Origin of the sequence: Amycolatopsis sp. cmx-4-83, assembly GCF_046548815.1 — a bacterium.
Taxonomy (GTDB): Bacteria; Actinomycetota; Actinomycetes; order Mycobacteriales; family Pseudonocardiaceae; genus Amycolatopsis; species Amycolatopsis pretoriensis_A.
In genome coordinates this window covers 516,120-542,982 of the sequence record NZ_JAEBEF010000008.1, presented here as the reverse complement: position 1 = coordinate 542,982, position 26,863 = coordinate 516,120, and the positions used below count along the sequence as shown (strand labels likewise).

22 protein-coding genes are annotated in these 26,863 nt (G+C 72.1%); 9 read left to right on the top strand and 13 right to left on the bottom strand.

Going from position 1 to position 26,863, the window contains the following annotated elements; all coding sequences use genetic code 11:
- Window positions 1-8: 8 nt before the first annotated feature.
- The 4 genes from ACLJQM_RS27045 to ACLJQM_RS27030 all read right to left on the bottom strand — a co-directional run bounded on the left by ACLJQM_RS27045 (window position 9) and on the right by ACLJQM_RS27030 (window position 5,197).
- Window positions 9-902 (bottom strand): 3-hydroxyacyl-CoA dehydrogenase NAD-binding domain-containing protein, encoded by an 894-nt coding sequence (locus tag ACLJQM_RS27045; protein WP_410633225.1) that lies wholly within the window; start codon window positions 900-902, stop codon window positions 9-11.
- A gap of 73 nt (window positions 903-975) precedes the next feature.
- Entirely contained in the window at window positions 976-2,856 is a 1,881-nt protein-coding gene (locus ACLJQM_RS27040) for an acetoacetate--CoA ligase (protein ID WP_410633224.1), read from the bottom strand.
- On the bottom strand, window positions 2,853-3,629 hold the full coding sequence (locus ACLJQM_RS27035; RefSeq protein ID WP_247024352.1) for a crotonase/enoyl-CoA hydratase family protein: 777 nt from the start codon (window positions 3,627-3,629) through the stop codon (window positions 2,853-2,855). The genes ACLJQM_RS27040 and ACLJQM_RS27035 overlap by 4 nt, the downstream gene beginning before the upstream one ends.
- Window positions 3,626-5,197: an acyl-CoA synthetase gene (locus tag ACLJQM_RS27030; RefSeq protein WP_410633223.1), complete on the bottom strand. Its 1,572-nt coding sequence runs from the start codon at window positions 5,195-5,197 to the stop codon at window positions 3,626-3,628. Before ACLJQM_RS27030 ends, ACLJQM_RS27035 begins: the two co-directional genes overlap by 4 nt.
- A gap of 371 nt (window positions 5,198-5,568) precedes the next feature.
- On the opposite strand from ACLJQM_RS27030, the gene ACLJQM_RS27025 reads away from it, so the two are divergent.
- Window positions 5,569-5,994, top strand: coding sequence for an STAS domain-containing protein (locus tag ACLJQM_RS27025; RefSeq protein WP_410633222.1), 426 nt, complete (start codon window positions 5,569-5,571; stop codon window positions 5,992-5,994).
- Between the two features lie 106 nt (window positions 5,995-6,100).
- On the opposite strand, the gene ACLJQM_RS27020 is transcribed toward ACLJQM_RS27025, so the two are convergent.
- The gene (locus tag ACLJQM_RS27020) at window positions 6,101-7,891 is read right to left on the bottom strand and encodes a thiamine pyrophosphate-requiring protein (protein WP_410633221.1); all 1,791 of its coding nucleotides are present in this window, start codon (window positions 7,889-7,891) and stop codon (window positions 6,101-6,103) included.
- A 61-nt stretch (window positions 7,892-7,952) separates the two neighbouring features.
- On the opposite strand from ACLJQM_RS27020, the gene ACLJQM_RS27015 reads away from it, so the two are divergent.
- Window positions 7,953-8,429, top strand: coding sequence for a MarR family winged helix-turn-helix transcriptional regulator (locus tag ACLJQM_RS27015; RefSeq protein ID WP_410633220.1), 477 nt, complete (start codon window positions 7,953-7,955; stop codon window positions 8,427-8,429).
- Between the two features lie 291 nt (window positions 8,430-8,720).
- A complete protein-coding gene (locus tag ACLJQM_RS27010) occupies window positions 8,721-8,939 on the top strand; it encodes a hypothetical protein (protein WP_410633219.1) in 219 nt (72 codons plus the stop codon).
- A 7-nt stretch (window positions 8,940-8,946) separates the two neighbouring features.
- Here ACLJQM_RS27010 and ACLJQM_RS27005 read toward each other — a convergent pair whose 3' ends face one another.
- Complete coding sequence (locus ACLJQM_RS27005; RefSeq protein WP_410633218.1) at window positions 8,947-10,200, bottom strand: low temperature requirement protein A; 1,254 nt, start codon at window positions 10,198-10,200, stop codon at window positions 8,947-8,949.
- A gap of 450 nt (window positions 10,201-10,650) precedes the next feature.
- Here ACLJQM_RS27005 and ACLJQM_RS27000 point away from each other — a divergent pair, with 450 nt between their 5' ends.
- Genes ACLJQM_RS27000 through ACLJQM_RS26985 form a run of 4 tightly spaced genes read left to right on the top strand, consistent with a single transcriptional unit; the run spans window position 10,651 to window position 15,281 of the window.
- On the top strand, window positions 10,651-13,602 hold the full coding sequence (locus ACLJQM_RS27000; RefSeq protein ID WP_410633217.1) for an ATP-binding protein: 2,952 nt from the start codon (window positions 10,651-10,653) through the stop codon (window positions 13,600-13,602).
- The gene (locus tag ACLJQM_RS26995; protein ID WP_360784094.1) at window positions 13,599-14,102 is read left to right on the top strand and encodes a roadblock/LC7 domain-containing protein; all 504 of its coding nucleotides are present in this window, start codon (window positions 13,599-13,601) and stop codon (window positions 14,100-14,102) included. Before ACLJQM_RS27000 ends, ACLJQM_RS26995 begins: the two co-directional genes overlap by 4 nt.
- Window positions 14,099-14,479, top strand: coding sequence for a DUF742 domain-containing protein (locus ACLJQM_RS26990; RefSeq protein ID WP_247024346.1), 381 nt, complete (start codon window positions 14,099-14,101; stop codon window positions 14,477-14,479). The genes ACLJQM_RS26995 and ACLJQM_RS26990 overlap by 4 nt, the downstream gene beginning before the upstream one ends.
- 13 nt (window positions 14,480-14,492) lie before the next feature.
- Window positions 14,493-15,281, top strand: coding sequence for an MHYT domain-containing protein (locus ACLJQM_RS26985; protein ID WP_360784097.1), 789 nt, complete (start codon window positions 14,493-14,495; stop codon window positions 15,279-15,281).
- Here the strand turns inward: ACLJQM_RS26985 and ACLJQM_RS26980 are convergent.
- The 7 genes from ACLJQM_RS26980 to ACLJQM_RS26950 all read right to left on the bottom strand — a co-directional run bounded on the left by ACLJQM_RS26980 (window position 15,261) and on the right by ACLJQM_RS26950 (window position 24,622).
- Window positions 15,261-17,657, bottom strand: coding sequence for a hypothetical protein (locus ACLJQM_RS26980; protein WP_410633216.1), 2,397 nt, complete (start codon window positions 17,655-17,657; stop codon window positions 15,261-15,263). The two genes, ACLJQM_RS26985 and ACLJQM_RS26980, sit on opposite strands and share 21 nt — an antisense overlap.
- A 293-nt stretch (window positions 17,658-17,950) precedes the next feature.
- Window positions 17,951-18,649: a GntR family transcriptional regulator gene (locus ACLJQM_RS26975; RefSeq protein WP_247024343.1), complete on the bottom strand. Its 699-nt coding sequence runs from the start codon at window positions 18,647-18,649 to the stop codon at window positions 17,951-17,953.
- Between the two features lie 95 nt (window positions 18,650-18,744).
- Window positions 18,745-20,238 carry a beta-N-acetylhexosaminidase gene (locus ACLJQM_RS26970; RefSeq protein WP_410633215.1) on the bottom strand — a complete coding sequence of 498 codons (1,494 nt, stop codon included), beginning with the start codon at window positions 20,236-20,238 and terminating at the stop codon, window positions 18,745-18,747.
- Window positions 20,238-21,056 carry a carbohydrate ABC transporter permease gene (locus ACLJQM_RS26965; RefSeq protein ID WP_360784107.1) on the bottom strand — a complete coding sequence of 273 codons (819 nt, stop codon included), beginning with the start codon at window positions 21,054-21,056 and terminating at the stop codon, window positions 20,238-20,240. The genes ACLJQM_RS26970 and ACLJQM_RS26965 overlap by 1 nt, the downstream gene beginning before the upstream one ends.
- Complete coding sequence (locus ACLJQM_RS26960; protein WP_410633214.1) at window positions 21,053-21,994, bottom strand: carbohydrate ABC transporter permease; 942 nt, start codon at window positions 21,992-21,994, stop codon at window positions 21,053-21,055. Before ACLJQM_RS26960 ends, ACLJQM_RS26965 begins: the two co-directional genes overlap by 4 nt.
- Before the next feature lie 190 nt (window positions 21,995-22,184).
- Window positions 22,185-23,345, bottom strand: a complete 1,161-nt coding sequence (locus tag ACLJQM_RS26955) for an extracellular solute-binding protein (RefSeq protein ID WP_410633213.1) — start codon at window positions 23,343-23,345, stop codon at window positions 22,185-22,187.
- A gap of 95 nt (window positions 23,346-23,440) precedes the next feature.
- The gene (locus ACLJQM_RS26950; RefSeq protein WP_410633212.1) at window positions 23,441-24,622 is read right to left on the bottom strand and encodes a carbohydrate-binding protein; all 1,182 of its coding nucleotides are present in this window, start codon (window positions 24,620-24,622) and stop codon (window positions 23,441-23,443) included.
- A 296-nt stretch (window positions 24,623-24,918) separates the two neighbouring features.
- On the opposite strand from ACLJQM_RS26950, the gene ACLJQM_RS26945 reads away from it, so the two are divergent.
- Complete coding sequence (locus ACLJQM_RS26945; RefSeq protein WP_410633211.1) at window positions 24,919-25,944, top strand: amidohydrolase family protein; 1,026 nt, start codon at window positions 24,919-24,921, stop codon at window positions 25,942-25,944.
- On the top strand, window positions 25,941-26,855 hold the full coding sequence (locus ACLJQM_RS26940) for an amidohydrolase family protein (RefSeq protein ID WP_410633210.1): 915 nt from the start codon (window positions 25,941-25,943) through the stop codon (window positions 26,853-26,855). Before ACLJQM_RS26945 ends, ACLJQM_RS26940 begins: the two co-directional genes overlap by 4 nt.
- Window positions 26,856-26,863: the final 8 nt, after the last annotated feature.

Genomic DNA, 26,863 nt, shown 5'->3' with positions numbered 1-26,863 from the left:
AACTCCACTCAGGGCAGGTCGGGCTGGGCGGCCTTGGCGGCCAGCAGGCGCTCGAGGACGGCGTCGCGCGCGGCGACGAGGGACTGCCGATCGGTGCCGGCCAGCTCGGCGTCGACGCCGGCGACCAGCGTCTCGGCGAGCTCGGGCGTGAGGTGGACGCGGCCGAGGTCGCGCCACCACCGCTCGGTGGGCGGGCCGAGGTGTTCGAGGACGTGGGCCAGGCCGCCCGCGCCGCCGGAGAGGTGCTGGTTGAGGAACGGCCCGAGCACGGCCCAGCGCAGGCCGGGGCCGTACGCGATGGCGGTGTCGATGTCGGCGACGGTCGCGATGCCGCGCTCCACCAGCGAATACGCCTCCTGCCACAGCGCGGCCTGCAGCCGGTTCGCGAGATGGCCGGGCACTTCCCGCGTCAGCCGGATCGGCCGCTTCCCGACCGAGGCGTAGAACGCCACGGCCCGGTCGACGACCTCGGGCGCGGTGTCCTGCCCGGGCACGACCTCGACCAGCGGGATCAGGTGCGGCGGGTTGAAGGGGTGCCCGACGACGACGCGCTCCGGGTGCTGCGGGCAGCCGCGCGCGATGACGCTCGGCAGCAGCCCGGACGAGCTGCTGGCCAGGATCACGTCCGGGCGCGCGGCCTCGTCGAGGACGGCGAACAGGGCGTGCTTCACGTCTTCGCGCTCGGGGCCGTTCTCCTGCACGAAGTCCGCGGCGGCCGCGGCTTCGCCGGCGTCGGTGACGAACCGCAGCCGGTCCGTCGGCGTGCCTTCGAGGACGCTCCGCAGCCGCTCTTCGGCGCCGGGCGCCGGATCGGTGGCGACGACGTCGAGGCCGTTGGCGAGGAAGAGGGCGGCCCAGCTCGCGCCGATCACGCCGGTGCCGACGACCGCGACGGTACTCATGCGCACACCTCGCTGGCGCTCGGTGCCGCCTGAGCCGGAAACGCAGTGTTGGATGATTCGCTCGCGAGCTCGCTCATGCGAGCGCCCCGAAGTGGTCCAGCGCGGTGGGATCGGCCAGGACGTCCCGGCCGACGACGTCTTCGGCGCGGGCGCCGAGCAGGAGCTTCTTCACGGGCACCTCCAGTTTCTTCCCGGTGCGGTTGCGGGGGATCGCCGGCACGGCGGTGATCGCGTCCGGCACGTGCCGCGGCGACAGCGCGCTCTTCAACGCCGTCGCGATCTTCGTGCGCAGCGGGGCGTTCAGGACGCCGTCACGGAGGACGACGTAGAGCCGGAGGTCGCCGTTGCCGCCCGCTGGGTCTTCGAGGTGCACGACGAGCGAGTCCTCGACCTCCGGTAGTTCCTCGACGACGGCGTAGAACTCGGCCGTGCCGAGCCGGACGCCGCCGCGGTTGAGGGTGGCGTCCGAGCGGCCGGCGATCACGCAGCTGCCCCCGGGCGAGAACCGGATCCAGTCGCCGTGGCGCCAGACGCCGGGGTAGGTGCCGAAGTACGTCTCGCGGTAGCGCTCACCGGTGTCGTCGCCCCAGAACCCGACCGGCATGGACGGCATCGGCGCGGTGATGACCAGTTCGCCCAGCTCGCCGACCACCGGCTTCCCGTGCTCGTCGAACGCCTTCGCGTCGACGCCGAGACAGGGCCCGGAGATCTCGCCGGCGATGACGGGCTGCAGCGGGCCACCCTGGACGATTCCGCTGCAGACGTCGGTGCCGCCGCTGCCGACGTTGAGCAGCACGTCCGGCCCGAAGACGTCCCGCACCCAGTGGTAGCCCTCGGCCGGCAACGGACTGCCCGCCGCGCCGAGCTGCCGCAACGCCGACAGGTCGTACTCCGTCGCCGGGTTCAGGCCCGCTTTCCGGCACGCCATCAGGAAACCCGGGCTCGCGCCCATCAGCGTCGCGCGGGTTTCGGCGGCCAGCCGCCACTGCCACGCGAGGTCCGGGTGCAGCGGGTTGCCGTCGACGAGCACGATCGACGTGCCGGTGAGCAGCCCGGAGACGAGCGCGTTCCACATCATCCACGCGGTGGTGGAGAACCACAGCATCCGGTCGCCGGGGCGCAGGTCCCAGCTGAGGCCGTGGTTCTTGAGGTGTTCGAGCAGGAGCCCGCCGTGGCCGTGCACGATCGCCTTCGGCTTCCCGGTGGTGCCCGAGGAGAACAGCACGCACAGGGGGTGCGCGAACCCGACGGGCTCGAACCCGGGCTCGGGCTCGGCGAGCAGCTCGGCCCAGGCGGTCGTGCCGGGGAGGCCGTGCTCGCCGTAGGGGACGTGCACGACGTGCTCCACGGTCGGCAGGCCGGCGCGGATTTCGGCGACTTCGCCGCGGCGGTCGACGTCCTTGGCGCCGTAGCGGTAGCCGGACACGGTGAGCAGCACCCGCGGCTCGATCTGGCCGAACCGGTCGACCACCGAGCGGGCGCCGAACTCCGGGGCGCAGGACGCCCAGACCGCGCCGAGGCTCGCGACGGCGAGGTAGGCGACCACGGTCTCCGGGGTGTTCGGCAGGTACGCGACGACCCGGTCACCGCTTCGGACCCCGAGCCGGCGCAGCCCGGCGCGGGCCCGGGCGACCTGGTCGCGCAGCTCGTCCCAGGTCAGCTCGGCGCGTTCGCGCGTCTGGGAGTACGCGATGACGGCGATCTCGTCCGCCGGACCGCCGAGCGCGTGCTCGGCGTAGTTCAGGGTCGCGCCGGGGAACCACGCGGTGCCGGGCATCCGCCGGTCGGGCACGACGGCCGTCGCGGGGGAGTGGAAGCGGACGCCGAAGAAGTCCTTGATCGACGACCAGAAGCCGTCGAGGTCGGTGACGGACCAGCGGTGCAGTGCGGCGTAGTCGTCGAACGCGTGGCCGCGGCCGGCCAGCCACGCCAGGTACCGGCCGATCTCGGTCATCGGCCGACCTTCCCCGCGCGCTTCTCGAGGAACGCCTGCATCCGCTCCTTCGCCTCGGCGCTGCCGCTCGCGACCGCCGCCATCAGCGCTTCCATCAGGTAGCCCTCCGCCGGGTTGGCCTCGGCGATGCGCGGCAGCGCCTGGAGGACGGCGAAGTTCGTGATCGGCGAGTTCGCGGCGATCTTGCGGGCCAGGTCCATGGCGTGCTCGAAGCCGTTTTCGGCGCGGTAGTGCGAAAGCCCGGCGGCGTGGCCTTCGTCGGCGTCGAGCACGCGGCCGGTGAGCATCATGTCGGCCATCCGGTGCGCGCCGATCAGCCGCGGCACCCGCACCGACGCGCCACCGCCGACGAACAGGCCGCGCTGGCCCTCCGGCAGCGCGTAGAACGCGGAGGGCTCGGCGACGCGGATGTGCGCGGCGGCCGCCAGTTCCAGGCCGCCGCCGACGACCGCGCCCTTGAGCACGGCGACCACCGGCACGCGCCCGCGTTCGAGCCGCTCGAACGCGCGGTGCCACATCATCGAGTGCTCCAGGCCCTCGAACGCGTCGCGCTCGGTGAGCTCGGCCAGGTCCAGCCCGGCCGAGAAGTGGTCGCCCGCGGCGTCGAGCACGACCGCCTTGACCCCGGACGGCGGCGCGCCGAAGAAGGCTTCGAGGCCGAGCACGGTGGCGTCGTCGAGGGCGTTGCGCTTCTCCGGGCGGCACAGCCGCAGCACGGCGACCTCGTCGTGCCGGTCGACGCGCAGGGAAGGGGGCAGCAGGGCGGTGGTCATGCGGGTCCGTTCGGGAAGGCGCCGGCGGCTCGCGCGCGCAGTTCGACGCGGCGGATCTTGCCGGTGGCGTTGCGGGGCAGGGCTTCGGTGAACTCGACGTGCTTGGGGATCTTGTAGCGGGCGAGGTGTTGTTCGAGGTGGGCGCGGAAGGCCGCTTCGTCGAGCCGGGACCCGGGGCGCGGGACGACGAAGGCGGCGCCGACCTCGCCCCAGCGCGCGTCGGGCACGCCGACCACGGCGCACGCCTCGACGTCGTCCAGCTGCGTGGCGACCGCCTCGACCTCGGCGGGGTAGACGTTCTCGCCGCCGGAGATGATCACGTCCTTGACCCGGTCGACGACGTGGGCCCAGCCGTCGTCGTCGACGCGGACGACGTCGCCGGTCCGGAACCAGTCATCCTCGACGAAGCTCGCCTTCGACTCTTCGGGCCGGTTCCAGTAGCCGGCGAAGACGTGCGGGCCGCGCACCAGCAGCTCGGCGGGCTCGGCCCCCAGCGGCGCCGGGGCGAGGTCCGGGCCGAGCGCGGCGACGTCGGTGAAGAAGTGCGGCACCCCGGCGGCGACCGGGTGGGCGGGGGTGCCCTCGTGGGTGGCCATCGAGACCCCCGGCGCGGCTTCGGTCATGCCGTAGCCCTGCAGGAGCTGCACGCCGCGGTCGAGCCACGCGCGGGCCACCCGCTCGGCCACCGGCGAGCCGCCGTAGAGGACGCAGGTGAGGGAGCTGAGGTCGGTGCTCGCCCAGCTTTCGTGGCGGCAGAGCATTTCCAGCATCGTGGGGACGGCGGAGAAGCTCGTGATGCCGGCCGCGCCGATCCGGCCGAGAATCGCGCCCGCGTCGAACTTCGCGACCGGTTCCACGCTGCCGCCCTTGAACAGCGTCGGCAGCGTGATCTGGCCCAGCCCGACGCAATGGAACAGCGGCGCGATGCACAGCGCCTTGTCGGTGCCCGGGACGTCGAGGTGGGCCAGCTGGTTGACGGTGTTCCAGGTGAGGTTGCCGTGGGTGAGGACGGCGGCCTTCGGGCGGCCGGTGGTGCCGGAGGTGTAGAGCAGCAGGCACGGGTCGTCGAGCGCGATCCCGGTGCCCGGCGGGGGACCGCCCGCGGCGAGCTCGGCCTCGAAGTCCAGCCCGCCCGCCGGGCACGACGCCGGGTCCGTCGCCAGCACGTGCCGCACCGGCAGCGGGCCGGCCGCGGCGACGAGCGCGTCGGTGTCGGGGCTGTGCACCAGGACCGAGGCGCCGCTGTCGTCGAGCATGTACCGGATTTCCGTGCCGGAGAGCCGGTAGTTGAGCGGGACGAAGAGCGCGCCGCAGCGGGCGGTGGCGAAGAGCGCCTCGAAGACGGTGGTGGCGTTGACGCCGAGGTAGGCCACCCGGTCGCCGGGGCGCACCCCCAGCCGGGTCAGCGCGCCGGCCAGCCGCTCGACGCGCTCGGCGAGGCCGGCGTACGTCAGCGTGCGGTCTTGCCCGCCGCCGCCGTCGAGCGCGGTGCGGTCCGGCGAGATCCGCGCCCGCCGCGCGGGCCAGCTGCCCAGGCCGAAATCGGCCGGGCCGGGGGATCGGGTCACGGCGTTCGTCTCCTTGTCACCGGTGACAGGGTTCCTGCTACGGACGGTGGCTAAGTGTGGCGCTCTGCGTAGATGCCTCGGCGTTGGATGTAAGGAAACCTGATATGCACCTAGGATGCGGAGTACACGCACCGCTGTCAAGAGTGCGGCGGCACGACGAAAACTTCACCCGGATGGGTGGTTTGAGCTGCGAAGACGGCCGTCGCATGCGGGGGTGCCCGGTTCGGCCGTTGGCGGGGTTGCGCCGTTTGGATCAAGGGCTACGCTGCGAAGTGCGGTTCAGAAAGTACAGCCGCCCCCCGATTTGTCAGCCGTTCGAGCGGGCCGGTGAGACCCGTTCGTCACGTCATCTTCGAATGAGGCGTGGAGAAATGTTAGTCGTCCAGCCCCCCGCGACGGCGATCTCCGTGGTGCCGTCGGCGCGCCAGGCGCGCAGCCCCTTCGACATCCAGGTCGTCCGCCCGTACTTCGGCGCGGTCATGGTGAAGATCCGCGGCGCCCTCGACGAAGACAGCGCCGCTCAGCTCCGCTCGGCGCTGAGCACGTGGGCGCACCGCCGCTTCCCGATCCTGGTGCTCGACCTCTCCGAGGTCGACCTCCTCGACTCGGCCGGCCTCGCCGCCCTCGGCGGCATCCAGGCCAGGACGGTCCGCGAGAACTCGACCCTGCGCATCGTCACCGGCGACAACCGGGTGGTCCGCCGCGCCTTGTCGGCCAGCGGCCTCGACCACGCCCTGAACGTCAGCCGCCTGCCGTCGGGCTGGGAACGGGCCACGGAGATCCCCAGCCAGAGCTGAGGCCCGCCTTCGCCCGAGCACGACGAACCCCGGTCCCGCGCGGCGGGACCGGGGCGCACAGCTGATGCCCTCGTGGAATTCCGGGATCACTGCATCGCCGGCCGGGTCACCGGCTCCCCGGCAGGAACTCCTGGAGCTTCGTCTTGACCCCCTGCACCACGAGGTGGAACGCGTCCGGGTCGCCCTTGAGCACCGACTGGGCGGCGGACTTCATCTGCTCGAAGGTGGCGTGCGGCGGGATCGGCGGCACCTCCGGGTCGCAGCGGACGTCGAGCACCGCGGGCTTGCCGGCGGTCAGCACCGTGTCCCAGGCCGTGGCCAGCTGGTCCGGCTTGTCGACCGTGACCGCCGTGAGCCCGAGCGACAGCGCGAACCCCGCGTAGTCGACGTCGGGCAGGCTCTGGGACTCCTCGAACTTCGGTGCGCCGCCCATCGCGCGCAGCTCCCACGTAACCTGGTTCAGGTCGTTGTTGTGGAACACGCAGATCACGCAGGTGGGGTCGCTCCACAGGCTCTGGTACCGCGCGATCGTGATCAGCTCGGCCAGGCCGTTCATCTGCATGGCGCCGTCGCCGACCAGTGCGATCACCGGCCGGTCGGGGTGGGCGAACTTCGCGCCGATCGCGTACGGGACGCCGGGGCCCATCGTGGCGAGCGTGCCGGACAGGGACCCGCGGATGTCTCCGCGGATGCGGAGGTTGCGGGCGTACCAGTTGGTCGAGGACCCGGAGTCCGCGGTGACGATCGCGTTCTCCGGGATCCGCCGCGACAGCTCGGACACGATGGCCATCGGGTTGACCGGGTCCGCTTCGACCGCGGCTTCCTTTTCGACGGTGTCCCACCAGGAAGCGACGTTCTTCTCGATCGTCTCGCGCCACGCCCGGTCCGGCTTGCTCGCCAGCTTGGGCAGCAGCGCCCGCAACGTCGCCGCGCTGTCGCCGACGAGGTTGACCTCGGTCGGGTAGCGCATCCCGATGAACCGGCCGTCCAGGTCGATCTGCACCGCGCGCGCCTGGCCGAAGTCCGGCAGGAACTGGCTGTACGGGAAGTTCGAGCCGACGATCAGCAGCGTGTCGCAGTCGCGCATCAGCTCGTAGCTCGGCCGGGTGCCGAGCAGCCCGATCGCGCCGGTCACCCACGGCAGGTCGTCGGGCAGGACGTCCTTGCCCAGCAACGCCTTCGCGACCCCGGCGCCGGTGACCTCGGCGAGCTGACGGACCTCTTCGGCGGCGCCGCGCGCGCCCTGCCCGACGAGGACGGCGACCTTCTCGCCGGCGTTGAGCACCTCGGCCGCGGCGTCGAGGTCGGCCTCGGGCGGCACCGGGCGCGGCCACGACGTGCTCGGCGGGCTGGAGGGCACCTGCTTGAACGCGTGCTGCGGCGGCGAGTACGGCTCTTCCTGCAGGTCCGCGGGAATGATCAGGGCGGTCGGGCAGCGGGACGACTCGGCCGTCCGGATCGCGCGGTCGAGGGCGTTCGGCAGCTGCTCGGCGACGTTGACCTCGACGAGGTACTCGCTCGCGACGTCCTTGAACAGCGCCTGCAGGTCGACTTCCTGCTGGTAGCTGCCGCCCATCGCGCTGCGCGCGGTCTGCCCGACGATCGCCACCACGGGCACGTGGTCGAGCTTCGCGTCGTACAGCCCGTTGAGCAGGTGGATCGCGCCCGGGCCGGACGTCGCCAGGCACACGCCCGGCCGGCCGCTGAACTTCGCGTAGCCGACGGCCGCGAACGCGGCCATCTCCTCGTGCCGGGTCTGGACGAACCGCGGCTGGTTGTCCGCTTTCCCGAACGAGGCGACGATGCCGTTGATGCCGTCACCCGGGTAGGCGAAAACCTGCTCCACGCCCCATTCGCGCAGGCGCTGGAGCAGGTAGTCGCCGACTGTCTGGCTCATGAGCACTCCCTTGCTTCGCTTCGGTGAGCGCGTACCCGCTTTCGGCGGCTATCATGCTTGCGTGACGCAAACGTGGCAGGCGGACGATGGCACCGAAGCGGCACTGGCGGTGCTGCGGGCGATGGTGACCATCGCGGATTCGACCGTCGAGCGGAACACCGAGCAGCTGACGCTCACCCAGTTCCGCGCGCTGAGGGTGGTGGTGGACCGGACGCCGGTGACGATGGGCAAGGTCGCCCGCGAACTGGCGCTCAACCCCTCGTCGGTCACCCGGGCGTGTGATCGGCTGGGCACGCTCGCGCTGCTGGAAAAGGCCCCGAACCCGCTGAACCGCCGCGAGACGCTGCTGGCGCCGACCGGCGCGGGCCGCCAGCTCGTGGACCGCGTCGACCGCGACCGCCGCCGCGTGCTGGCGGGCGTCCTGCACCGCCTCGGCCCGGGCGCCCGCGATGCGGCGATCGAGGCTTTCGAGAGGTTCGCCGCGGCGGTCGAAGCGGAGGAATCGGATGCGCGGTCACCATTGCGTCGCGCAACTTAAAACGGCGCCGACGGCGTTTGCCCGATCCCGTGGCGGGTACCCGGCACCGGATCAAGTGCCCTGGGTGACTGGGACGCCGTACGAGCCAGGGGTGCCGTGGCCGGTTCGGGCGGGCAGCCGCCTCGCCGACGACTGCGTCACCACGGGCGCCCCGACCCGAAGGAGCTCTTCGCCGGTCAGGCCACCTCCTCGCGAGCCGGGACGAGGCGATGGAGCTGATCGTCCGGCGCGGTAAGGAGTTCCTGGCCGAGCGGGGCCCGGGCGCAACCACCTCGACGGCAACCCGCGGCTGTGCACGGCGACCGCGCTGAAGGAGTCCTTCGGCTGCGGCGGCCGGCCGCGCACGTCCGCGAGGTGGCCCGCGCGGGTCGTGACCACGGCTTGGGCCTGGCCGAGGACGGCGTTGTCCGGCCCGGGTTTGCCGCTGCTGGCCACCCGCGGACGCTGCGGCAGCTCAAGTGGACGAACGCGATGCTGAAGGTGCTCTCACCGCAGATCCTGACCAGCTGAGCCCGCGCTACCCGTCGTCGCCACCCCGCCAGGCCCGCTCGCGCAGGAAGGTCAGCGGGTCGTCGCCCATGCGGTCCAGGGCCCGGTGCCGGATCGTCGATGCGATCGCCGCCGCCCCGACGCCCCATACCGCGATCGCCACCACCACCGCCGGGGCCGGGAGGAGCCGGTCCAGGAAGGCCAGGTTCACCGTGGCCACCAGTGCTGCCGTGCGGGCCAGGCCGAAGTACCAGCGGTGGGAGCCGGCCGCGAAGACCCGGGTGCCGAGCAGGTAGATCGTCAGGCCCGCCGTCGTGAACCACGCCGCCGCGTGCGGTGGGGACTCGTGCAGCGACAGGTTCACCCCCGCCGCGATGAGCACCAGCGCGAACGCCGGGGGCAGGTGGCCCCCCGCGTACAGCGAATACGCGAGCGCCGGGTTGCCGCCCGACAGGTCGAGCATCCGCTCGTAGATCCGCGCCGCCGACGTGAAGTACAGCCACCACAGCGCACCGGCCAGCACCAGGCCGCCGACCATCGCCAGCCAGTACGCGAAGTCGTCGGCCGGGCGGTCGAGCGCCGCCGTGCCGACCGTGAACACCAGCTCGCCCAGCAGCAGGATCATGAAGAGCCCGAAGCGTTCGGCGAGGTGCGCCGAGTCGACCGCGAGGTTGGGGTCGTGCGGGGACGAGATCAGCTCACGCCAGCGGGTCGCGCGCGAGGGCCGTTCGCCGCGCCGGCGGCGGGGCCGGTCGCCGAGCAGCAGGAACCCCGCCTCCTGGAGCAGGGCGAACACCCAGAACGCCCACGTGTGGGGCGCGAACGCCGAAACCGCGAACAGCACCGCCGAAGCCGTGTAGCCCCAGGTGATCCGGCGCTGGTCGAGCCCCTCTCGCGCGGGCCAGCGGTGCGCGGCCGCCAGGATCACCCGGACCCCGGCCATGGCCAGCGCGAAGATCGCCGGGTGCCCCTCGAAGACGTGGTGCGCCTGCGTGGCCGCGATCGCGCACGGGATGGTGCCGGCGAGCACGAAGAGCCGGTCGGCGGCGCGCCCGTCGTCGCCACGGCGGTTGTAGAGCACGGCGAAGCCGATCCACGTCCACCACAGCGTCGCGAACAGGCCGAGCGCGGTGGCGACCCGCGACCAGTGCGGCTCGGCCACGATGCCGTGCGCCACCTGGCCCACCGCGAACACGAAGACCAGGTCGAAGTACAGCTCGACCCAGCCGACCCGCTTGCCGTGCCCCGCCGCGGCCCCGGCGCTGTCGTCCACATCGGTCACGGCGGCGATTCTGCCGGGTCCGGTGCGGGGCGCCCCACCCGGAGGGGGTGAGAATGAATAACAAACCATTGGAACAATGGCCGAGTTCGCCACGAACGACATTGACCGGCCGTGCGTGGGTAAATCTGCCGACATCAGTTCGCGTAGCTCAGCAACGGCTGGAACTGCGCGAATACAGCTTGTACGATGTACAAGCAGCGACCGGTGAAACACCAAGCGTTAGCCGGGAAATAATTCGACACCGTCCCTCGCGAAACGCCGTGCGCGGGGTTGACACGGGTGCCGGACGTGATGTTCCCTGCTGGTCGGCTCGATCATCGTCACGTCCTCGCCCGGCCGGGAGAGAGGCATTTCCACCGTTGGCCCGGGACGTCGGTGACCGGCCCTGGGGTCCTCTCCTGTCCGAGTTCGACGTCGGCCGCGCGCGGCTGGGAATCGAGCGGTTCCGCCATGCACGAAAGAACACCCACGCCCCGCCGGCTGGCGGACGCCGCGTGGTGGCCGGCGCACTGGAGCGTGCGCACCAAGATCAGCGTCGTGCTGCTGCTGCCGGTGCTGGTCGCGGTGGCGCTGGCGGAAATCCGGATCCAGGGCGAGCTCGATCGCGCCACGCAGCTGAGCGCGGCCCGCGACCGGCTGCCGGTGCTGCACGACACGATCGGCCTCACCGAGTCGCTGGGCCAGGAGATGGTCGCCGCGGTGGCCGTCCCGGCCGGGGCGCCGAGCGCGATCACCGCCGCGGTGGACGCGAAGGTGGCCGCGATCCAGCGAGACACCGGCTTCGCGCCGCTGCCCGGCGACAGCGGCCGCGCGCTGAACACCGCGCTGGGCAAGCTCGCCGGCATCCGCGCGGCCGGCGCCGCGAACGGCGACACCCGCACGAAAGCCGCCGGCTACAACGACATCATCGCCACGCTCGGCGACCTCGTGCCCGAGACCGTCCCGGACGACGTCGCCGGCACCGCGGAGGTCGCCCGGGTGCTGGTGCACCTGCGCGCCGAGCTGGCGACCGAGGAGACGTACGTGCGGGCGGCGCTGAACAGCCCCGCCGACGCGTCGCTGCGCCCGGCCGCCATCCAGACCGCCGCGGAGCAGGAAGTGCTCGCGGAACAGGCCGAACACCAGCTCACCGGCACGCTGCTGGCGCGGTTCAAGACCGCGACGGAGGGCGCCGAAGACCGGCTCGACCCCACCGCGGCGTCGCTCTCGTCGATCGCCAAGGAGACGACTGGCGTGACGGCCGTGCTGAACGACGTCACGGCGAAGCTGGCTTCGGATGTTTCGGCGGCCGCCGACGACGCCCGGTCGGACTCGCTGCGCGACACCGCGCTGGTGCTCGGCGCACTGCTCGGCGCACTCGCCATCGCGTTGCTGGTGGTGCGTTCGCTGGTCACGCCGGTGCGCCGGCTGCGGGCGGCGGCGCTGCACGCGGCGAACGAGGCGCTCCCGGAAACCGTCCGGCAGGTCCGCGAGGGCACGGAGGTCGACTGGCGCGCGGTACCCGAGGTCGGCGTCCGGACGAACGAGGAGATCGGCCAGCTGGCCAGCGCGTTCGACGACATGCACCGCGAGGCCGTGCGGCTGGCGGTCGAGCAGGCCGACCTCCGCAAGCAGGTCAGCGAAATGTTCATGACGCTGTCGCGGCGGAGCCAGTCGCTGGTGGAGCAGCAGCTGACGATCATCGAGGACCTCGAGTCCGGCGAGCAGGACCCGCGCCGGCTCGACGAGCTGTTCCGCATCGACCACATCGCGACCCGGCTGCGCCGCAACGGCGAGAACCTGCACGTCCTGGCCGGCGGCCGCCCGGTGCGCCACGGCCGCGAGCCGGTGCCGACGCGCGACCTGCTGCGCGCGGCGACCTCGGAGGTCAAGGACTACCGCCGCGTCGCGCTGGGCAACGCCCCGCGTGGTTCGGTCCAGCCGGAGGCGGCCGCGGACGTCGTCCACATCCTGGCCGAGCTGCTGGAAAACGCGACCCGCTTCTCCCCGCCGGAGCACAAGGTCGCCCTGACCGCGGACCGCGGCGCCGACGGCGGCCTCCTCATCGAGGTGGTCGACCAGGGCCTCGGCATGAGCCCGGAGGAACTGACGACGGCCAACGCCCGCCTCGCCGCGGCGGCCACGGTCGGCCCGGAAACGACCCGGCGGATGGGCCTGTTCGTGGTCGGCCGCCTGGCGGCCCTCCACGGCGTGACGGTCCGCTTGCGCGCGACGGCCCCGGGCGTCCGCCACGCGGGTGTGACGGCGAGCGTCCACGTCCCGGGCGCACTGGTGATCGCGGACCTGGCCCGCCCGATCGGCGCGGGCCGCACGGGGGCGGCGAGGCAGAACGGCCACGCCCGCCCGGTGGCGGTGGTGCCGGCACAGGCGTCGACGCCGATCTTCGAGCAGGTGGTGACGAGCTGGTTCACCGAGCCGGTGGCGAAACCGGTGAACCGCCGCACGCCGCGCACGGAACCCCCGGCGGTCCCGGCCGGCTGGCCCACCGAGGCGGACGCGGCCACGAACGGCACCGCCGGCACCGGCGAGTGGCCGGTGGTCCCGGACGCGGAGACCGGAGCACGGGCCGATCGCTCCGGAACCGGCGAGTGGCCGGTGGTCCCGGCGGCCGACGTGCCCGGCTCGGGCGAGCGGCCGGCGACCCGGACCGCGGACCGCGCCGGTTCGGCGGACCGGCACGGTCCGGGTGCTGGGCCGGCGATCCCGGCCGCGGGCCGCTCCGGTTCGGCGGGCCGCTCCGGTTCGGGCGAGCAGGGTGGCGCCGATCGGTCCGGAAGTGGCCAGTGGCCCGCGAGCGCGGCCGCGGAAACGGCCGCGCGGGCGGATCGCGCCGGCGAGGCAGGCGGGGCCCGGCACGCGGACCACTCCGGTCCGGGCAAGCGCCCCGCCGAGACCGCGGGACGGGCCGACCGCACCGGCTCCGGCGAATGGCCCGCGGCCGCGGCCGCTTCAGCGGACCGCTCCGCGACTCCGGCCGCGGGAACCGCGGCGCGAACGGAGCGCTCGGGCGCGGAACCGGCCACCCCGGCCGACCGCTCCGGCGAACGGCCCACGATCGCGGCCACCCCGCCCGAGCGCTCCGGCGAGCGGCCCCCGGCCGCCCAACCCCTGCCGGACTGGTCCAGCCCCGCCGACGAAGCGCGGCACGCTGCGGAAAGCGCTCTCCAGCCCGCCGCCGTGCAGAACCTCAGCTCCGCCGGCCTGCCGACCCGGCGGCCCGGTGCGCAGCTCGCCCCCGGGGCGGCCCTGCCGCGGGTGCGGGAGCCGGACGGGGCGGCGTTCCGGGACGCCACCGCCGTCCGCAACAGCTTGTCCCGGCACTACCAGGGCATGCGCGCGGCCCGGCGGCAGACCGCCGCGAGCGCGGACGAATCCGGAAAGGACGGAGTGGAACCCCGATGACCGAACTCCCCGACGTGCACCAGCGGCGCGTGCCCGGCGCCGAACCGTCGGCGCGGACCTTGGCAGCTTTTCCCGGCACCGTGACGGCGCCCGAACGGACCGCTACGTTGAACTGGCTCGTCCACGGCTTCGTCCAGGACGTCTCGGGGGTCGCGCACGCGGTGCTCGTCTCCGCCGACGGGCTGCTCGTCGCGGCCGACGAGTCGCTGCCCCGGGAGCGCGCCGACCAGCTCGCGGCCATCGCCGCCGGGTTGTCGAGCCTTTCGCTCGGGACCGCGGAGCTGTTCACCGCGGGGCGGGTCGTCCAGTCGGTCATCGAGATGGAGCAGGGGTTCCTGCTGCTGATGAGCGTCGGCGACGGCTCGAACCTCGTCGTCCTCGCGTCCACCGGCTGCGACATCGGGCTCGTCGGCTACGAGATGACGATGCTGGTCGAGCGGGTGGGGCGACAGGTCGACGTGCCCGCGCGCGAGATGCCGGTGGGCCAGGACCGGCGGTGACCGGCTACGCAGGCGAAGGGGAGCCACGCCGGAGCCCGGCGCTGGCCCGCCCCTACGCCTGGACCGAGGGCCGGACGGCGCCGTCGGTCGACTTCGCGGTGGAAGCGCTCGTCGAGACGACGGCGGCGGGTCGCGCGGCGGCCGGCTACCAGTCGAGCAGCGCGTTCGACCAGGTCACCGAGCTGTGCCTGCGGCCGCGGTCGCTGATGGAGGTCGCCGCGCTGCTGCGGCTGCCGCTGGGGGTGGTCCGGGTGCTCGTCTCGGACCTGGTGGAAGACGGCATGGTGATCGTCCGCGACACCCTCGGCGAGCACGCCGGCTGGGACGAGCGCCACGACTTGATGGAACGCGTGCTGCACGGTCTGCGTGACCTGTAGAGAGGAACCGACCATGGAACACTTCGCGCTCGGGCACTGGCTGCTCGTGCTCGCCTACCTGACCTCGGTGGTCGGCTGCGCGCTCGGCCTCGCCTGTGCGGTGCAGGCCCGCCACGCGGTGAGCAGCAGGCACCGCCTGCGGTGGCTCGTGCTGGCGGCGATCTCGATCGGCGGCGTCGGCATCTGGCTCATGCACTTCGTGGCCATGCTGGGCTTCAGCACGCCGGGGATGCCGGTGCGCTACGACGTCTTCCGCACGGTGCTGTCGGCGCTGCTGTCGATCGCCGCGGTGTTCGCCGGGCTGGTGGTCGTCGGCGGCCGCGCGAAGTTCGGCTGGTGGCGGCTCGCGCTCGGCGGCGTGATCACCGGCCTCGCCGTCAACGTCATGCACTACACCGGGATGTCGGCCCTGCGCGTGAAGGGTGACTTCGGCTACGACGGCCTCCTCGTCGCGCTGTCGGTGGTGATCGCGATCGTCGCGGCGACGGCGGCGCTGTGGTTCGCCGTCTTCCTCGACCGGCTGTCCCTGCGCCTGCTCGCCGGGTTCGTGATGGGCGCGGCGGTCACCGGCATGCACTACACGGGCATGGCCGCGGTGCGGATGAACATGGACATGTCCGCCCCGGACCCGGCGGGTGTCGAGGTGTTCTCCTTCCTGTTCCCGGTGTTCGTGCTCGCCGCGATCGCGATGGCGGTCCCGCTCTGCGCGGTCCTGATGGCCCCCGCGGTCGCGCCGGAAGGCCCGCGGGAGACGCCGGAACGCCTCCCGCGGGCGGTCATCCTAGAGAACGCACAGCAGTGAACAGGCCTTCGCCGACGACCAGTTCGTGTGCGAAGGCGGCGTCCCCGGCGGAACGTTCACCGGCACGTAGCTCACCTTCGCCTGGTTGGTGATCGGGAACAGGTTCAGCAGCGCGTACGTCGAGCAGTGGACCTGCTGCGACTGCCCGGGGGCGAGGGTGAACGGACCCGTCTGGCACGACGGTTCCACGCTGTCCACCACCTGCGCCGAGGTGATGCCGACCGGACCTTCGTTCGTCACCGTGATCCGCCAGTACGCGGTCGCGAACAGCAGGCCCAGCAGACCGACGCCGGCCTGTTTCGCCCACGGGCCGGAGCCGCCCGGCCCGCACTTGGCCGCCGTGGCCGAGGTGCAGATCTCCTTCTCCACCTTGACCTTCGGCGTGCACGACGCACCCGGCGCGACCGGCAGCGTCACGGTGTTCGACGTGAACGAGCCCGTCGAGTCGGTGCCGGTGGCCGTGTTCGCCACCGACGACACCGCGCAGTCCGCCGCGATCGTCGTGCGGAAGCACAGCTGCGGCGCGTCGCCGGCGTAGTCGACCACCAGAGAGCCGGTGAAGCCCGCCGCGCTGTGCAGCACGAGCGTCGTCGTCACCGTGATCGACGGGTGCGCCGCCACGGAGACGCCGGTGAGGTCGACCGAACCGTCCGGGGCGAAGCCGGGCGTCGGCACGACCGCGTTGTCCTGATCGGTCACCGTCACCCGGGACGCGGCGAAGTCGACGTTCGCCGGGTCGACGCCGGTCAGCCGCGCCGCCGTGTAGCCCTGGACGTGACTTCCGCCGTCGCAGTAGAAGTCTCCCGGTTTCAGCGTGACCTGCCCGCCGGACCGGACGCACGGCGTGGCGCCGGTGGCCGGGTCCATCGAGAACAGCACGCCCGCGTCGCCGAGGCCGATCAGGCAGCCCGACGGCGCGTCGTAGGAGTAGCCGTAGTCCCGCGTGGCCCCGCCGTTCGCCGAGGGGTGCGTGATCAGGGCCGGCAGCCCCGCGCACGCCGCCCCCGTCGTCCAGTCGTGGCAGACCGCCGCGCCCGCGATGCCGCCGTTCCAGACCGGGAGGTAGCTGCGCACGTGACCGTTCGGATCGGTGACGACCTCCGGCGGGAAGGCGTAGACACCACCGCCCAGCGCGGCCGGTCCCGGCGGGGCCGCGAGCGCGGAACCGTCGAGGGCGTAGCACGTCGTGCCGCCGGTACCGCCGGTCGTCGTCGCGCACGCGCCCACCGGGGCACCGTTCGTGCCGAACGCCGTGTAGGAGTTGTAGTTGTAGCTGCCCGCCGGTCCGGTGGGCCGCGACGACGCCCAGTTCGCGCACGCCGTGGCCGTCGCCGGGTCGAAGCAGCCCAGCGAAGGCTGCTGCGCGGTGCCGGGGTTCGAGGTCGACGCGAAGATCTTGTTCCCCACCAGGGTCAGCGCGCCGTAGACGTAGGGCTGGTTGGCGGCCGGGACGATCGGCGCGTACGGCTGGCCGCCGCAGGCGCTCTGCGTGGCGATGGTCCAGCAGACCACCGCGCCGGAGCTGATCAGGCCGTAGACGTTGCCGCCGCTCTCGACGAGCCCGGTGATGCTGCTGACCGGCGGCGAGCCACCCACGCTGGCCAAAGCCGAGTAGCCGCAGTTGGCCGCGGCGGCCAGGTCGAGGCAGCCGACGCCGACCGACGACGCCGTCACCGCGGGGTAGTAGACCTTCGCGGGCGCGGCGGGGTCGCGCACGTACTGCTCGACCATGGTGCTGGCGATGTCGCCGGCGCCCAGGGTGCCGAGCGGGCCGGGTGCGGTGTTGAGCACCTTCGGCCACGGGCCGCCCGGGCAGCGCTGCCCGGTGGCGAGGTCGGTGCAGACCACCTTCGGGGAAGTGGCGCCCAGGTGGTGGTAGATGTTCCACGCCTGCAGCACGCCACCCGGCGTGCGGTACAGGATCGGCGAGAAGCCGTCGCCGCCGGTCGCCGTCGTGACCGCCTGCACGGGCGGGGTGAGAGCGCCGGACAGCTGGGTCGCGTCGGGCCCGGCGTCCGGGTTCGTGGCGCGCACGGCCGTCACCCCGGACGCGGGTTCGGTGCCGGTGAAGGTGCTGCCGTCGGTGGACCACTGCGGGGTCCAGCCGGGCGGGACGTGCAGGGAACCGGACTGGAACGCCTGGCCCGCCCCGACGGCGTCGGTGACGGTCGCGGCGCCCGTCGTCGTCGCGTGGTCGTCGTACCCGATGACCCAGTTCGCCGTCGCGCCGTGGTCGGCGGGGGAACCGGTGCCCTGCACGGACTTCGTCAGCGCGGAAACCGCGGCGGGCGCGGGATCGGCGGCCGCGGGCAGCGGGGCGGCGGTCGCCGCCACGAGCACCAGCGGCAGGAACGCTCCCAGCATGCGTCTTCGCATGAACTGTCCTCGATTCTTTCGCGGTGGAGGTTCCAGGAATCGTTTTCCTGGCCGAAGGAAAAGCCTATGCCGCGGCCACGGTGCGTTGAAGCGCTCTCACCCGGGCGCCGAAAAGGCGATGCCAACAGCGCAATTCGTGGCCACGGCGCACTCGTGTGTACATGGTGTGAAAAGGTTCTTCACGACGCGTGCTCACCCGGATGTCGGCACGGCGTCACTCGTTCGGGTAACGAGGGCACGCTAAGAAACGCGGTTTCCGTCAGATGGCGAAGATTTATTTTCCGGATGCGCGATCAACCGGATTCGGCGTCGAAGCGGAGTTTCGACGTGATGCGGTACCGGTCGCCGCGGTAGACCGAGCGGGTCAGTTCGACCACGCGGCCGGTCGTGTCGCGGGTCAGCCGTTCGATGTGCAGGATCGGGGCGTACACCGCGATTTCCAGCAGCTCGGCCTGGTCCGGGTTGGTCACGGCCGGCTCGATCGTCTGCACCGCGTCCTGCACGGCGATCCCGAAGCGCTCCCGCAGCAGCCGGTAGAAGTTTCCGGTCTCGAGGTCGGCGGGCAGCAGACCGGGCACGAGATCGGCGGGCAGCGCCAGGCTTTCGATCGCGATCGGCTCGTCGTCGACGTACCGGACCCGGGTGACGCGCAGGACCGGCGTGCCCGGCTCGCACGCCAGTTCGGCGGCGAGCGAGCGGGCCGCCGGTGCCGTGGTGAACGCGACGACCCGGCTGGTCCAGTGCCCTTCCGCGGGCGGGACGGCGAGCCCGGTGGCCAGTTCCTGGGTGACCTTCTGCGGGCTGGTGAACGTGCCGCGGCCGCGCTGGCGCACCAGCAGCCCGGTGCGGGTCAGCTCGTCGATCGCCGCCCGGACGGTCGGGCGCGAGACGCCCAGCTCCGCGGCGAGATCCCGCTCGGAGGCCAGGCCGGTACCGGGGCCCACGTTCTCGATCACCTTCAGCAGGTGCCGTCGGACGCGGTCGCGCTTCACGGTGGGCGGCCGGTCCGCCGGCTCGCCACCATCGTTTCGGGGGCCCCGGGTGGCGGAGCCCCCGGCCTGGGGTGAAGCCCCGGATGGCTCAGCGGTCAAGGCACCGTCTTTTCGGGTACGGGGACCGCGCCGGCGAACCGGACGCGCTCCTTCGGCAGGGCACCCAGCGCGCGCAGCCGGGTGAGGTGGCCGGCCAGCCGCTGGTGGAAATCAGCATAACCGCGGCCCGGTGGCGACCACGCCCGCTCGGCGAGCGCGCACAGCCGCGGGAAGGCGAGGTGCCGCACGTGGTCGGGGGTCGGCGCGTGCTCGGTCCACAGCTGAGCCTGCGTCCCGAGCACGCCCGGCCGGGTGCCGTCGCTGACCGGGAGCCCGCCGGCCAGCGGGTCGAAGCGGTAGACGTCTTCCAGCGTCGTGATGGGTTCGCGCGGCGGCTCGCCCGGCTCCTCGGTCTGCCGGTAGTCGAAGTACGTGGACAGGTGCGGGGCCATCACGACCTGGTGGCCGCGGGCGACGGCGAGCTCACCGTGTGCGGCGTCGCGCCACGCGGTGACGACCAGGTCGGCGGGCAGCCGGCCGGCGGCGTGGCCGGTCTCGTCCCAGCACACCGCCTGCCTGCCGAGCCCGGCGACCACGCGGTGCAGCTCGCCGAGGAACCACGGGTGCAGCTCGGCGGTGCTGCCCAGCCCGAGCGCCGCGGCTTTCGCCCGGGCGACCGGGCTTTCCGCCCACTGCGTCGTCGGGCATTCGTCGCCGCCGATGTGCAGGTACGGGGCCGGGAAGACGTCGGCGACCTGCGTGAGCACGTCCTCGCAGAAGGCGAACGCGCCGTCGTGGACGCCGAGGATGTCCGGGCTGATGCCCCACTCCGTCCACACCGGGAGCCGCACGCCGGGCCGGTTGCCCAGCTCGGGGTAGGCGGCCAGTGCCGCGCGGACGTGGCCGGGCAGATCGATCTCCGGCACGACCCGCACTCCGCGCGCGGCGGCGAAGGCGACGAGTTCCCGCAGCTCCCGCCGGGTGTAGAAGCCGCCGTGGGGAACGCCGTCGAAGACGCCGCTGCCCGCGGCCCCGACCATCGATTCCGCGCGCCAGGCCCCGACCTCGGTCAGCCGCGGCCACCCGTCGATCTCGATCCGCCAGCCCTGGTCGTCGGTGAGGTGCAGGTGCAGGACGTTGTACTTGTGCAGCGCCAGGAGGTCGACGAACTCGCGCAGGAACTCCAGGGGCAGGAAGTGCCGGGCGACGTCGAGCAGCACCCCGCGCCACGGCAGCCGCGGCGCGTCGCGGATCGTCAGGCACTCGAGCCGGGGGAGCAGCTGGCGGACCGTCTGCACCCCGGCGAGCAGGCCCGCTTCGGTGGACGCGGTGAGGTTCGCTTCTCGCGTGGTGACGTCGAGCGCGTATTCCTCGGACCCGAAACCGGGCTCCAGCGCGAGCCGGATGGCGGGTCCACTGTGGACGACGGGGAGGTCCGCGTACTCGGCGAGCAGCCGGGCGGGTCCGTGCGTGCCCGGTCCGATTTGGACGCCGGTGGGTGTGAAGGAACCGGCGTGGCGGGTCAGCCGCGCGGGGTGGGGGATGACCATCAGCCCTTCACCGCCCCCGCGGTCATGCCCTCGACCAGGTGGCGCTGCACCAGCGCGAAGAAGACGACGACGGGCAGGGCGAACAGCGTCGACGCGGCGATGAGGCCGCCGTAGTCGGTGCCCGTGCTGGTGCTGAACGAGACCAGCCAGACCGGCAGAGTGTAGCCCGAGCTGTCCTTCATGATCACGTAGGCGAACAGGAAGTCGTTCCACGCGGTGATGAACGCGAACACGCTGGTCGCGATCAGCCCGGGCAGCACGAGCGGCAGCAGGACCGAGCGCATGACGCGCCCGCGCGTCGCGCCGTCGACCATCGCCGCTTCCTCCAGTTCGACGGGGATGCCGTGCAGGAACCCGCGCAGCGTCCAGATGGTGAACGGCAGCACGAGCGCCACGTACGTCAGCACGAGGCCGAACAGCGTGTCGAGCAGGTGCGCGCTCTTGAGGCTGAGGAACAGCGGGATGACCAGCGCGGGCACCGGGACCATCTGCAGCACCAGCACGCCGATGAGGAAGCTGCGGCGGCCGAAGAACCGGAACCGCGTCAACGCCGTCGCCGCGAGGAAGGCGACCACGATGGACAGCGCGACGACGGCGACGACGACCACGACGCTGTTGAGGAGGTCCTGGACGAACCCCGGCTTGGCGAGCGCGCCGGCGAAGTTGTCGAAGGTGACGTCGAAGGGCAGGAACTCCGGCGTGGGGCTGAGGATCTTGCCCGCCGGCTTGAACGCCGTGAGCACCATCCAGTACACCGGGAAGATCCAGACGAGGCAGAAGACGGCGGCTGCGGCGTTTCGGCCCACCCGGCGGATCACAGGTCCTCCCCGGACCGGACGAGCCGGCGCACGTACACCGCGGTCATCCCGACGAGCAGCGCGACGGAGACGACGGCGATCGCCGCGCCCTGGCCGAAGTCGTTGCGGCTGAAGGCACGGGTGAACGTCCAGATGCCGAGCGTCGTGGTGCCGCTGTCCGGGCCGCCCTGGGTGAGGATCCAGATCTGGTTGAACACGGTGAAGTCCCAGATGACCGAGAGGATGGTGACCAGGCCGAGGATCGGCTGCAGGAACGGCAGCGTGATCGTGCGGTGCGCCCGCCACGCCCCGGCGCCGTCGAGCGCGGCGGCTTCGTAGTAGGACTGCGGGATCTGCGAAAGCCCGGCGTAGAGCGTGAGCGCGACGAACGGCACCGACTGCCAGACGACGAGCAGCCACACCAGGGTGAACGCCGACGCCGGCGACGTCGTCCAGTCGTGCTGGGTGAAGTCCCCGAAGCCGAGCCGGGTCAGCAGCCAGTTCACCACGCCGTACCCGGGCTGGAAGAGCCACTGCCAGACCAAAGTGGACGCCACGTTCGGCAGGGCCCACGCGGCGATCAGGCACAGCGTCACCGCCGTGCGCATCCCGCGGCCCAGTTTGCGCAGCATGAGCGCGACCCCGAAGCCGATGAGGAGCGTGCCGAGCACCAGTGCGACGCAGAACCCGATGCTGCGGGCGAGCACCGGGAGCAGCTGGTCGTCGCCGAGGACGGCGGCGTAGTTGTCCCAGCCCGCGAAGCCCGTCGTGCCGGTGAACAGCGACCGCAGACCGTACTGCTGAAGGGAGATGACGACCAGCCGCAGCAGCGGGTAGCCGAGCACCAGCCCGAGCAGCGCGGTCGCGGGCAGGAGCAGGCCGTACGGCAGCAGGGACCGGCGCCGCCGGGGCGCCGCCGGTCTTTCCGGCGCGCGCGGCCGCGCTTTCACGAGCAACACGGGGACTCCTTGTCGGAAGCGGAAAAGGGGCGGGGCGGCCCGGCGGGGACGGCGGTCGGCCGGGCCACCCCGCCGGTCAATGGGCGTTCAGCGCTTCGGTGAGGTGGGCGTCGAAGTCCTTGGCGGCCTGGGCGATCGGCTTGCGCCCGGTCGCGATGTCGGCGAAGAACGTGTTGATCGACTTGTCGCTCTAGATGGTCGCCCAGCCCGGCGCGGCCGGCGTCGCGACGCTCGTCTTGGCCGCGGTGGCGAACGCGGCGTTGAGCGGCGGGAGCGCCGGCGTGACCTGGTCGATCAGCTCGGTCGAGATCGGGGTCCAGCCGTCGATGCCGGAGATCGCTTCGCGCTGCACGGCCGGGTCGGTGGCCGCCTTGACGTAGGCGAGCGCGAGGTCCTGGTTGCGGCTCTTGGCCGCGATCGCCAGGTCGGACCCGCCGAGGAACACCGGCTGCGTCTTGCCGGGCGTGGCGCTGGGGAAGGGGAACGTGCCCAGCCGGTCCTTGAGCTCCGGCTTGTTCTTGACCACGGTGTTGACGCTCGTGTCGAGGATGGCCGCCGCGCCGCCGGCGGAGAAGATCGCGGCCTGGTCGGGTGCCTTGGTGTCGACGTTGCGGGACGCGGCGGAGGAGTAGGCGTTCTGGAAGTCCTTCCAGGCCTGCAATCCCCGCTGAGCCTCGGGGCTTTCGAGGGCACCGGCCCACTTGCCGTCCTTCTGCACGGCGATCTGGCCGCCGGCGTCCCAGACGAACTGCAGCGCGCCGAACCAGTACTTGCCGGGGAAGTGGAAGACCGAGTAGTCCGGCGCGGGGTGCTTGGCCTTGATCTTGTCGAGCGCGGCCGTGAGTTCGGCGTAGGTCTTGGGCGGGGCGGTGACGCCGGCGTCGGCCCAGACCTGCTTGTCGTAGATCACCGACCGGTTGCCCGCGAACAAGGGCGCGCCGTAGACGTGATCGTCCACAGTGGCCGGACCGATCAAGCCGGGCAGCCAGGTCTGGCCCTGGGAGAGCTCGGCGCGGTGCGGGGTGAGGTCGGTCAGCGCGCCGTTGGCGGCGAACAGCGGGACGTTCGTGTTGCCGATCTCGATGACGTCCGGCGTGGTGTCCTGCGCCAGCGCGGTGCTGATCTTGGTGTTGATGTTGTCCCATTCCTGGATCTGAACGGTGACCTTCGCGCCGGTGGCCTTCTCGAACGCGGCGGTGATCGCCGCGGTGGCCTTGTCGCTCAGGTCGCCGTTCATCAGCCAGACGGTCAGGGTGCCCCCGCCGGCGGCGGGAGCGGGGGTATCGGTGCCGCAGGCGCCGGCGGTCAGGGCGGTGACGGCCAGTGCGGCGGCGAGGATGCGTCTGCGCATGGGGATTCCCGGGAGGCGTGGGTGGGTGCGGTGCAGGTCGTCGTGAGTGTTCAGGGCGGTTCTGACCGCCCTGAACACTCACGACGGGGTGGGGGTCAGCAGTGGCCGAGGTCGGCCCACTGGGCGGTGAGGCCGGGCTCGGAGCCCTGGGTCCACCAGTTCGCCTGCCAGAGGTGGGCGCTGTGCTTCACGCGCTGCCCGCCGAGGTACACCGTGCCCCAGGCCCATTCCGGCGCCGTCGAGCAGTCGGCGGGCTGCGACGGCGTGGTCGGGGTCGTGGGCGTCGTCGGGGTGGTCGGCTTGGTGGTCGTGGTCGCCGGCGGGCCGGTCGGGGTGGTGCACCCGGTGACGGTGTCCACATGGGACGTTCCGGCGGTCCGGTACTGCGCGGCTTTCGCGGTGGCGTCGGAAGGCGCGACGACCTGGTTGCCCGCGTAGTAGGTCCAGTCCACCTGCTCGGTGTAGACGCTGTTCCCGCTCGTGTGGCCCGCGGTGTCGATGAACCACATGTTGTAGTTGATCGACATCGGCGTGCGCGGGTAGACGGGGTTCCCTTGGGCGTCGGTGGTGTGGTCGGCGGTCAGGACGCCGTCGATGTAGTACTTGACGTGCCCGCCGGAGACCTGTGTGACGATGTCGTGCCAGCCGGCCAGGCTGCGGTTCTGCGCGGTGGACGTGCGCAGGCCGTCCCAGGTCGGGTTGTTCCAGTAGGTGTACCAGCTGGTCTGGTAGTTCGCCTGCGAGCCGCCCCAGCCGCCGTTGGGGAGGTATTCGGAGAAGTCCAGCTCGCTGTAGAGCGGGTCGCGGTCGTACCGCAGCGGCGAGATCGTGAAGTAGGTTTCGTTGACGTGGTCGCCGTCGGTACCGCTGTCCGGCGTATCGGTGAAGCGAACCCGGCTGGCGTACGTACCTTCGAAGAACCGCAACTGGTTCTGGTACATCTCGGCGTGCGTGGTGCCGTTCGCGGAGCCGTCGGTGGAGGCGTTGAGCTGCGCGACGCGTTCGCCGTTGACGGTGGGAAAGCTGACGTTGCCGGTCAGCCACCGCGCGCCGGGCACACCGGGGCTGCCGACGTCGTTGCGGGTCGTCCACCCGGCCCCGCTGAAGGCGGAGTCGGTGGGCGAGGCGTAGTGGAAGTCGTCGAAGAGCACACCACAATCAGCTGCCGCGGCGGCCGCAGGGGCGGCGTCGGCCCCACCGGAGAGGATGAGGGCGGTCGCGGCCACGGTGGCCAGGCTGGTGAGGGCTGCGGTGGTGGTCCGGGTGGTACGGGACATGGGTCTCCTCCTGGGATGCCGTCCGCGGGGAGGCCGATTGGTCTAGACGAATCGGGTGGCCAGTACCTTCCTCTTGACCATTGGTCATGTCAATACGGTGACGGAACTTACCTTTGGTAATTTCTAGGCCGGGTCGGGTTCGCTTGACGGGGCGCCGAGCAGCGTGGCTCTCGTGGGTCGTCACGAGCGGTTCTCAGTGCTCAGCCCACGGTCACGACTTCGTCGCAGATATTGTCAACAATTTCATCGACGATTAGTGTGCGACCATCAAGCATGCGAAGCGACGAGGACTGACCTTGATCATCGACTGCCACGGCCACTACACCACCGCACCGCCCGCGCTCGCGGCGTGGCGCGACCAGCAGATCGCCGCACTGGACGGCTCCGCGACCGCGCCCCTGCGCGCCGATTTGCGGATCAGCGACGACGAGCTGCGCGAGACCATCGAGCCGAACCAGCTGAAGCTGATGGACGAGCGCGGGATCGACCTGACGATCTTCTCGCCCCGCGCGTCGTTCATGGCCCACCACGTCGGCGGCTTCGAGACGTCGGCGGAGTGGGCCGCCATCTGCAACGAGCTCTGCCACCGCGTCAGCGCGCTCTACCCGGACCGCTTCGCCCCCGCGGCGATGCTCCCGCAGTCCCCGGGCGTCGACCCGGCCACCTGCCTCCCCGAGCTGACCCGCTGCGTCGAGGAGTACGGCGCTGTCGCGCTGAACCTCAACCCCGACCCCAGTGGCGGCCACTGGACGGCCCCGCCGCTCACCGACCGGTCGTGGTACCCCGTCTACGAAAAGATGGTCGAATACGACATCCCGGCCATGGTGCACGTCTCCACCAGCGTCAACCCGGCGTTCCACACGACCGGCGCGCACTACCTCAACGCCGACACGACCGCGTTCATGCAGCTCGTGCAGGGCGACCTGTTCACCGACTTCCCGACGCTGCGGCTGATCATCCCGCACGGCGGCGGCGCGGTGCCCTACCACTGGGGCCGGTTCCGCGGCCTCGCGATGGCGCTGGGCAAGCCGGAGCTCGAGGAACACGTGCTGGGCAACGTCTTCTTCGACACCTGCGTCTACCACCAGCCGGGGTCGGACCTGCTCTTCGACGTCATCCCGGCACGCAACATCCTCTTCGCGTCCGAGATGATCGGTGCGGTCCGCAGCGTCGACCCGCGCACCGGCCACCACTTCGACGACACCCGCCGCTACGCCGAAGCCTCGCGACTGTCCGAAACGGACTGGGCGGCGATCCGGGAGCACAACGCCCGCACCGTCTACCCGCGCCTGGACGCCCTGCTGAAGGGGCAAGGCCGGTGACCGCGCCGAAGACGCCGGGCTGGCTGGACTGGTACGCCGATCCGTCCACACCGGACTTCACGCTGCCGCCGGGCACGGTCGACGCGCACTGCCACGTTTTCGGCCCGCAGGCGAAGTTCCCGTTCGCGCCCGAGCGCAAGTACACCCCGTGCGACGCGAGCAGGGACCAGCTCTTCGCGCTGCGCGACCACCTCGGCGTGTCCCGCAACGTCATCGTGCAGGCCACCTGTCACGGCGCCGACAACTCCGCGATGCTCGACGCGGTCCGGGCGGCCGGCGGGCGGGCACGCGGCGTCGCGACCGTGCGGCCGGACATCGGGGAAGCAAAACTGCGCGAGCTCCACGCGGCGGGCGTCCGGGGCGTGCGCTTCAACTTCGTCAAACGGCTGGTGGACGCCGCGCCGACGGCAGACCTCACCGCGATCGCGAAGAAGATCGCCCCGCTCGGCTGGCACGTCGTGCTGTACTTCGAAGCCGCCGACCTGCCCGAACTGGAAGACTTCTTCGGCACGCTGCCCGTCCCGCTGGTGATCGACCACATGGGACGGCCGGACGTCGCAAAACCTCTGCAGGGCAAAGAGTTCGGCCGGTTCCTGGAGTTCGCCGAGCGCAACGACGTCTGGGTGAAGGTGAGCTGCCCCGAACGGCTCACGGTGACCGGACCCCCGGCACTCGACGGCGAACGGTACGCCTACACCGACGTCGTCCCGTTCGCCCGCCGCGTCGTGACCGAGTTTCCCGACCGGGTGCTGTGGGGGACCGACTGGCCGCACCCGAACCTCAAGAACCACATGCCCGACGACGGGCTCCTCGTCGACCACGTCCCGCTGATCGCGGAAACCGCGGAAGCGCGGCGGAAGCTGCTCGTCGACAACCCGATGCGCCTCTACTGGCCCGGCGAAACCGCCTGAAACCCCTG

Bases quoted from the DNA above. Each gene is read 5' to 3' on its own strand.
- ACLJQM_RS26985 (WP_360784097.1), top strand. From the start codon at position 14,493: ATGGAACACTTCGCGCTCGGGCACTGGCTGCTCGTGCTCGCCTACCTG.
- ACLJQM_RS27045 (WP_410633225.1), bottom strand. From the start codon at position 902: ATGAGTACCGTCGCGGTCGTCGGCACCGGCGTGATCGGCGCGAGCTGG.
- ACLJQM_RS27020 (WP_410633221.1), bottom strand. From the start codon at position 7,891: ATGAGCCAGACAGTCGGCGACTACCTGCTCCAGCGCCTGCGCGAATGG.
- ACLJQM_RS26995 (WP_360784094.1), top strand. From the start codon at position 13,599: ATGACCGAACTCCCCGACGTGCACCAGCGGCGCGTGCCCGGCGCCGAA.
- ACLJQM_RS27025 (WP_410633222.1), top strand. From the start codon at position 5,569: ATGTTAGTCGTCCAGCCCCCCGCGACGGCGATCTCCGTGGTGCCGTCG.
- ACLJQM_RS26970 (WP_410633215.1), bottom strand. From the start codon at position 20,238: ATGGTCATCCCCCACCCCGCGCGGCTGACCCGCCACGCCGGTTCCTTC.
- ACLJQM_RS27000 (WP_410633217.1), top strand. From the start codon at position 10,651: ATGCACGAAAGAACACCCACGCCCCGCCGGCTGGCGGACGCCGCGTGG.
- ACLJQM_RS27040 (WP_410633224.1), bottom strand. From the start codon at position 2,856: ATGACCGAGATCGGCCGGTACCTGGCGTGGCTGGCCGGCCGCGGCCAC.
- ACLJQM_RS26980 (WP_410633216.1), bottom strand. From the start codon at position 17,657: ATGCGAAGACGCATGCTGGGAGCGTTCCTGCCGCTGGTGCTCGTGGCG.
- ACLJQM_RS26955 (WP_410633213.1), bottom strand. From the start codon at position 23,345: ATGCGCAGACGCATCCTCGCCGCCGCACTGGCCGTCACCGCCCTGACC.
- ACLJQM_RS27035 (WP_247024352.1), bottom strand. From the start codon at position 3,629: ATGACCACCGCCCTGCTGCCCCCTTCCCTGCGCGTCGACCGGCACGAC.
- ACLJQM_RS26950 (WP_410633212.1), bottom strand. From the start codon at position 24,622: ATGTCCCGTACCACCCGGACCACCACCGCAGCCCTCACCAGCCTGGCC.